The following is a 6,312-nucleotide window of genomic DNA, read 5'->3' on the forward strand; positions in this document are numbered from 1 at the left end:
GTGCGACAAGAGCCGTGAGTACGGCTACCACCGGCCATGCGCCGGGGTGCGTCCGGTGCAGCAAGAGTCCGGCGACAGCCAGCGAGAGTCCGGCGATGATTGGTGCGAGTTCCGACCGGTACCGGAACAGGACTCGTCCGATCGCGGCCAGGCCGGCGACGAGGAGCGGTTCGTCGGGTACGAGCAGGAGCGGTTGCGGGTCACGGCGGCTCCACCGGCGGTGCCGGCGTCCGTACGCTCTCATTCGGCGATTCCGGCGTGGGCCGGCGTCCAGAGGTGGTGCTCGGCGACTGCATCGCGGAGGTACGTCAGCGGGTCGTGCTCGCCCTCGTCGTGGGCGGCGAGGGTAGCGCGGGCAGCGGCGAGGAGGTCGGCGAAGTCCCACCGCGTGCGGCTCAGCAGGTGCGCGAGGCGCTCAATCTCGGCGAGCAGTACAGGAACGTCGGCGATGGCTGTCCATAGGGCGACGGGCGTGGGCTGTCGGTGGGCGGCGCGTAGATGGGTGAGAACGGCCTCCTGATCGACTGTCGGGCGCGGGACTTGCGGGTGCTTGGTCATGGGCGGCGTGCAGCCTCCTTTCGGTCGGGCGTCTCGGCGGCCAACTGGCGCCGAAGCTCTGTTGCCTTGGGTCCGGCGATACGCAGCGCCGAGCGCAGTCCGTCTCGGCTGATAGGGCGTCCGTCGTGTGCGGCGCGGTGCCGGGCGTCGGCCTCCCTGGCCGCGTTCAGCAGGGCGGCATCGGTCCGGCGCTTCGCGCGCCGGGTCCGGATTCCGGTACGGGTCTGAGGACGCTCATCGGCCGGTAGCGGTGAGGTGGTCTGCGGCGGCACGAACGCGGTCAGCGCGTGCAGGTGTGCGGTCAGTCCGAGTACGGCGGCCGGTACGGCGCCGACGAGGACGATGATCGGCCAGGAGATGGTGAGGAGGCCGGCCACGATGAGGTGAAAGCCGGCGTTGCCGACGATGCTCGTTGCGATGGCGCCGATCGCGTTCGCGCGGGCGAAGTTCCGGGCCCCGCCGTCACCGAGCGTTCCGGCGAGCCACACTCGCGCTGAAGTCATGGCGTACGCGTCGATGGTGACCGGTAGGAGCCACGCAAGCCGGTCCGGCCAGCCGGCGACCAGAGCCAGACCGCGAAGGCCGGCGAAGCTCGCCACCGCGGCGGAGATGGCGGCAACAGACATGCCGACGATCACCCACCAGTCGCGCCGTTCAGCGGTTGGCGGGTCGCCCACTTCAGAGGTCAAGGCCGGCGACGAACCGGGCGAGAGCGCGGAGTCCGTCGCCGATGTCCGGTCCGATGGACGACGAGGCGAGGAAGTAGCCGAAGGCCGCGCAGATGGCGGCCTGCCACAGCGGCAACCGTGCGTACCGCCACAGCAGGTAGACGAAGACGCCGAGCAGGATGACGGCGGAAACGGCGATCGTCACACGTCACCGCCGTTGCGGTTCCGCCGACCTCGGCGCGTACGGACGGCTCGGTCGGCGCCACCGTGTCCACCGCGCGGCTGATGGCGTCGAGTCCAGCGCAACCGGGCGACGCACTTGCGGCACAGAGTCTGATGTCCGTCGCCGAGCATGGCGCCGCAGGAGCAGCTCGGGACCTGATTCGTGAAGTGCTGGGTGTCCATTGCTTGGGGTCTCCTCTCGTTCGGCGATGCGCGGTCCGCATCGACGCCACCGAGAGTGCGGCCAGAGGACGGGACGTGATCAGGTCGTGGCTGGACGTGTCCGAGACGTCTCGAATAGGGTGGTCGGGCTGCCGGACGTCCTGACGGGAAGACGATGCCGAACGACCGACTACGCACGGCGATGTTGGAACGGGGCCTCACGCCGGCCGCATTGGCCGAAGTGCTCAACGTCGATCCGAAGAGCGTCGAGCGATGGATCAGCGGACGCACGCCGTACCGCCGCCATCGGTATGCGGTCTCCGCTCACCTCGGCGTCGACGAGGTGTACCTGTGGCCGGACGCGCTGAGTTCGGATCAGGTCGCGAGTGCCAGCGAAAGCGAGATCATCAACATTTATCCGCACCGCTGGACCGTTCCGTCCGAGCTGTGGCGCACCATGTTCGACAACGCCGAGGAAGAGATCGGCGTCCTGGTCTACAGCGGCTTGTTCCTCTCCGAGGACGCCGGCATCCACCGAATCTTCCGCCAGAAGGCCGACGCCGGCGTGCGCGTACGCATCCTGTTGGGTGACCCGGACAGCGAGGTTGTAGCGCAACGCGGCGCCGATGAGGGCGTGGACGACGTCCAGGCCGCGAAGATCAAGAATGCGCTCGTGATGTACCGGCCGCTGCGCGAGGTCGACGGCATCGAGTTCCGGCTGCACCGCACGGTGCTCTACAACTCGATCTACCGCTCCGATGACCAGCTGCTGGTCAACACGCACATCTACAGCTTCACCGCCGCTCAAGCACCGGTGCTCCACCTCCGCCGGGTGGCCGGCGGAGGCATGGTGTCCACGTACCTCGACAGTTTCGAGCGTGTGTGGGACGAAGCCACCCCGCTGGACTGAGGCCAGCATGGGACGGCGCATCGACTACTACGACGATCCGGACGCTCCTCGCGCGGCGTCGCTCGTCCCCTCAGCGAACGTGGTCGTCACCAACGACTTCGGCGAGATCCTCCTCATCCGCCGTTCCGACAACGGCAACTGGGCGCTGCCAGGCGGCGCCATGGATCTCGGGGAGTCCCTGCCCGACGCGGCCGTACGCGAGACCGCGGAGGAGACCGGAGTCGACGTCGAGATCACCGGCCTTGCCGGCCTTTACACCGACCCCCGCCACGTCATCCTCTACACCAGCGACGGCGAGGTGCGCCAGGAGTTCTCCGTTGTCTTCGTCGCCCGAGCCGTCGGTGGAACGCCGAAGACCAGCGCCGAGAGCACCGAGGTTCGGTGGGTGCCCGTCCGGGAGATTGGGGCGCTTCCGATGGACCGGTCGATGCGCATGCGGCTCGACCATTTCCTGGATGCACCCGGGGACGTACACCTTGGATAGCGACTGGCTCAGCGCCTTCGCCGATGTCTTCTCCGCGGTCGGCACGGTCGGCGCCTTCCTGGTCGGCTTCCTGCTCCTACGTCGCGAGCACCGCCGGGAGGCGGACCGTGCTGAGGATGAGCGGCGCGCCCAAGCGGAGCGCATCAGCGCGTGGGTCGAGCTGATCCGCAAAGTCGACGGCAGTCGCGACCTCTCCTTCCACGTCCACAACGCGAGCGACATGCCCATCTACGAGGTGGAACTGCCGATGCCGACGCGCGACGGCGAGGACGCCGGATCGGAGTTCGTCGGCCTGGTGCCGCCCGGACGTACCATCCAACGAGCCGCGCCGACAGACTGGCTGCGGACGTATGTCGAGCCTGAGCCCGTGCAGATCGAGTTCTTGGACAGCGCCGGCCGCCGGTGGAGCCGCGACGAACAGGGGTCGCTGAGTCGGATGGAATGACCTCAGCGTTCGTTGAGCGCAGCCGTGACGACTCGAACCGAGTTGACGATCAGCGGACTCGCCTCGCGGATCGACTCCGCCACGACGTCGCCGTCACCGTATCGGGTGAGGATTTCGGCTAGGCGTTGCTCGACGTCGGTCGGCTCACCGACGGGCGTCGTTGTCATGTCCGCATACGTGATGGCGTCGGACACCAGACCCTCGACCAGCGGGAACTCGTCGATCAGTTGGCCGGCGAGGCCGCGGTTGCGGGCCTCGATGAACGCGCATGAGTGGTGTGCGACCAGTCGGCAAACCACCTCGTCGGCGCGGGCCACATCGCGCAGATAGCGGGCGCCGTCGAGCTGGTGCATACCCGTCACCACGAGGTCGGGGGCATATCCGACGTCGTGTAGCCACGCAGCGGCGACCAGTGCCGGGCCTTCGTCACCGACGAGACGGGCGACCGCCTCCGCCTTGCGCCCGACACCTTGGCTGTGTGACCAGCGGCGCGGGATCGACTCGGCCAGCAACTGGCGCGCAAGGTGGCGGGCATGTTCGATCTGCTCCACGGGAGCAGACTAACGAACCGCCCGTCCGGCGCCGCCGGACTTGCTACCTGTTGTCGCCCTCTTCGACGTGGCTCTCTTGAGAGGCTCCGGCCAGCAGCACGACGGCAAGCCGATCCGCGACGGGCGGCGAGATGTCGCCGACGCGAACAACCGCGGTGCCCTGACGCCCGATGGCGTCATACAGCGCCGGGAACTCCTGTCCGACGTCGAAGCCGGCGTCCTCCAGTGCAAGCGCCAGGCGTTCCGCGGACGTTCGCGCCAGTTCTTCGTCAGCTCTCGCCATCGCCGCCCGTCCGCCCAGTCCTCTGTGCCTACTCGATCGACTTTGCACCGCGCGTAACAGAAAGGGGACCACGCCGTTAGGACGTCTTGGGACTTCTTGGCTAGGATGGCGGTCTCGCCAGCGATGGGAGTCGTTGCGTGAACCATCCACTCGCCCGCGCCCTACGCGGCGCTGGCATCAACGCCGTCGACGTCGCGTCACGTCTCGGCGTCGACCCGAAGACCGTGCAACGGTGGATGACCGGACGCCAGCCGTACCCCCGCCACCGCGACGCACTGGTCAAAATGACCGGCTGGTCCCCGCACGACCTCTGGCCGGAGATGTCCAGGCCGACCGATCCCGCAACTCAAGCGGATGAGGTGCGTATCGTCTACCCGCACCGCTCCGCGGTGCCGGCCGATGCATGGGTACGGCTGCTGAGCAGGGCCGATCACGAGATCGCAATCCTGGCGTACAGCGCGCTCTTCCTCGCCGAGAACGTCGCAGTCACCGATCTGCTGCGCGAGAAGGCACGGCAGGGCGTACGGGTGCGCATTGCGCTGGGCGATCCTGCCGGTCGGCACGTCGCCAGCCGGGGAGACGAGGAACGCATCGGCGCCGGCATGAGCGCTCGCATCCGTACAGCTCTGGTCGGCTTCGGCCCGCTTGCCGCGGAGTCCGGAGTCGCGCTGGGACTGCATGACACCGTGCTCTACAACTCGATATGCCGCTCCGATGACGAGCTACTGGTCAGCTCACACATCTACGGCCGCCCGGGGGCCCACGCACCGGTACTGCATCTCAAGGGGAACCGCGCAGACGGAATGGTGGCGACCTATCTGGCCTCGTTCGAGCGTGTGTGGTCCGTGGTGAAGCCCGCCATCGGCTTGTAACCTCCGGCCGTCCGGACTCCTCCCGCACCCGGTCGGCGTTTGGGCAGGACACCGTACCGAAGGAGCACGTGCTGCGCTGCGTACCTACCTCTGCACGGCTCAGGTTCAGAGCAAGTGACGCACAGGCCGCACGGCGTCACGGGAAGGTGGCAGTACAGGTCAACCTCGGCAGCCGCGATCTCGGCACGGGCAACATGGGAGAGGTACACCGTCGAGGTCATGATGCATTCCTTGACGACGGCCAGTGCGGCAGGTGCCGAATGACCTCCAGGCGTACCTGCGCATACCGCACCTCCCCCTCGAAGCCGTTGCTCCAAAGCGGAACACCATCAACCATGACCCACGGACCGTCGTCGAGATAGACGAGGCCATGCACTTCGGTAACGCGCAAGGTCACGCTTCCCACCCCGTAGCAGCAGCCCGGCTCTTCCACCTGGATCACGTCTCCGACCTGGAGCGGCACCAGACTGGTCACGGCTGGCCGCCCTTATGGTCGATCTCCTCGGCAAGCTCCACCGTCGATGTGATCGAACGCCCGGGAACCATGGCCAATCGCGCGGACGCATACCGCAGGTCTTCGCAGCCGGAGACCCGGCAGACGAGACACGCGCCGACAACCGGGTCGTCGGTGTGGGCGATGACGACCGCCCGGTAGTAGGCCACGAGCCGGGCGGCGAGAGGTACGTACTCCGGTTCGAACTGTCCAAAAGTCATCGAGGGTTCCTCCGTCGGCTGGCAGCCCGGCCGCCCGGAGATCACTGTCACGGACGGCCGGGGCCTTCAGGCAGCCGGTGTCCCAATGCGTATGCGATCTACTGAGCTTCTGGGGTTGAGGTCACTCTCAAGTCCACATCGTCACTTTGGGTGATTCCTGCCGGTTCGGGACTGCTGTCTAGTTAGGGCATGCGATACGGGGATGGCGGCGGGGTTGGACCGCAACAACGCGCCCGCCGGGAGCAGGTACGACGGCAAGCGGCACGGATGTTCGCTGCCGGAGCGAGCGCGCCGCAGGTAGCCGCCGATCTGGAGATCTCCACGAAGTCGGCGTACGCGTGGCGGCGGGCGTGGAAAGCCGGCGGCGAACAGGCCCTGGCCTCACGCGGAGCGCCCGGACCCGACCCGGTGCTGTCCGAAGTCCAGGTCCAGAGGCTGATCAA

12 protein-coding genes are annotated in these 6,312 nt (G+C 67.7%); 5 read left to right on the forward strand and 7 right to left on the reverse strand.

Features of this window, described 5'->3' with window-relative positions; translation table 11 throughout:
- Positions 1-240: 240 nt before the first annotated feature.
- The 3 genes from CLV70_RS11920 to CLV70_RS11930 are packed head-to-tail and all read right to left on the reverse strand — an operon-like array spanning position 241 to position 1,431.
- Positions 241-558: a hypothetical protein gene (locus tag CLV70_RS11920; RefSeq protein ID WP_106126479.1), complete on the reverse strand. Its 318-nt coding sequence runs from the start codon at positions 556-558 to the stop codon at positions 241-243.
- The gene (locus tag CLV70_RS11925) at positions 555-1,247 is read right to left on the reverse strand and encodes a DUF2637 domain-containing protein (protein ID WP_211303734.1); all 693 of its coding nucleotides are present in this window, start codon (positions 1,245-1,247) and stop codon (positions 555-557) included. The genes CLV70_RS11920 and CLV70_RS11925 overlap by 4 nt, the downstream gene beginning before the upstream one ends.
- The gene (locus CLV70_RS11930; protein WP_106126480.1) at positions 1,237-1,431 is read right to left on the reverse strand and encodes a hypothetical protein; all 195 of its coding nucleotides are present in this window, start codon (positions 1,429-1,431) and stop codon (positions 1,237-1,239) included. Before CLV70_RS11930 ends, CLV70_RS11925 begins: the two co-directional genes overlap by 11 nt.
- A gap of 354 nt (positions 1,432-1,785) precedes the next feature.
- Here CLV70_RS11930 and CLV70_RS11935 point away from each other — a divergent pair, with 354 nt between their 5' ends.
- Genes CLV70_RS11935 through CLV70_RS11945 form a run of 3 tightly spaced genes read left to right on the forward strand, consistent with a single transcriptional unit; the run spans position 1,786 to position 3,449 of the window.
- Positions 1,786-2,520: an XRE family transcriptional regulator gene (locus tag CLV70_RS11935; protein WP_106126481.1), complete on the forward strand. Its 735-nt coding sequence runs from the start codon at positions 1,786-1,788 to the stop codon at positions 2,518-2,520.
- A 7-nt stretch (positions 2,521-2,527) separates the two neighbouring features.
- Positions 2,528-3,004, forward strand: a complete 477-nt coding sequence (locus tag CLV70_RS11940; RefSeq protein WP_106126482.1) for an NUDIX hydrolase — start codon at positions 2,528-2,530, stop codon at positions 3,002-3,004.
- Positions 2,997-3,449 (forward strand): hypothetical protein, encoded by a 453-nt coding sequence (locus CLV70_RS11945; RefSeq protein ID WP_146164041.1) that lies wholly within the window; start codon positions 2,997-2,999, stop codon positions 3,447-3,449. Before CLV70_RS11940 ends, CLV70_RS11945 begins: the two co-directional genes overlap by 8 nt.
- A 2-nt stretch (positions 3,450-3,451) precedes the next feature.
- Here CLV70_RS11945 and CLV70_RS11950 read toward each other — a convergent pair whose 3' ends face one another.
- Positions 3,452-4,000 (reverse strand): HD domain-containing protein, encoded by a 549-nt coding sequence (locus CLV70_RS11950; RefSeq protein ID WP_106126484.1) that lies wholly within the window; start codon positions 3,998-4,000, stop codon positions 3,452-3,454.
- A gap of 43 nt (positions 4,001-4,043) precedes the next feature.
- A complete protein-coding gene (locus CLV70_RS11955; RefSeq protein ID WP_106126485.1) occupies positions 4,044-4,283 on the reverse strand; it encodes a hypothetical protein in 240 nt (79 codons plus the stop codon).
- Between the two features lie 137 nt (positions 4,284-4,420).
- On the opposite strand from CLV70_RS11955, the gene CLV70_RS11960 reads away from it, so the two are divergent.
- Positions 4,421-5,155, forward strand: a complete 735-nt coding sequence (locus CLV70_RS11960; protein WP_106126486.1) for an XRE family transcriptional regulator — start codon at positions 4,421-4,423, stop codon at positions 5,153-5,155.
- Positions 5,156-5,372: 217 nt separating this feature from the next.
- Here CLV70_RS11960 and CLV70_RS11965 read toward each other — a convergent pair whose 3' ends face one another.
- Both CLV70_RS11965 and CLV70_RS11970 read right to left on the reverse strand, forming a co-directional pair.
- On the reverse strand, positions 5,373-5,630 hold the full coding sequence (locus CLV70_RS11965; RefSeq protein ID WP_106126487.1) for a hypothetical protein: 258 nt from the start codon (positions 5,628-5,630) through the stop codon (positions 5,373-5,375).
- The gene (locus CLV70_RS11970; RefSeq protein WP_106126488.1) at positions 5,627-5,869 is read right to left on the reverse strand and encodes a hypothetical protein; all 243 of its coding nucleotides are present in this window, start codon (positions 5,867-5,869) and stop codon (positions 5,627-5,629) included. Before CLV70_RS11970 ends, CLV70_RS11965 begins: the two co-directional genes overlap by 4 nt.
- 189 nt (positions 5,870-6,058) lie before the next feature.
- On the opposite strand from CLV70_RS11970, the gene CLV70_RS11975 reads away from it, so the two are divergent.
- Positions 6,059-6,312 (forward strand): helix-turn-helix domain-containing protein (locus tag CLV70_RS11975; RefSeq protein ID WP_146164042.1); only part of this gene is annotated, 254 nt, incomplete at its 3' end.

Source organism: Pseudosporangium ferrugineum, from assembly GCF_003002065.1.
Lineage (GTDB): Bacteria > Actinomycetota > Actinomycetes > Mycobacteriales > Micromonosporaceae > Actinoplanes > Actinoplanes ferrugineus_A.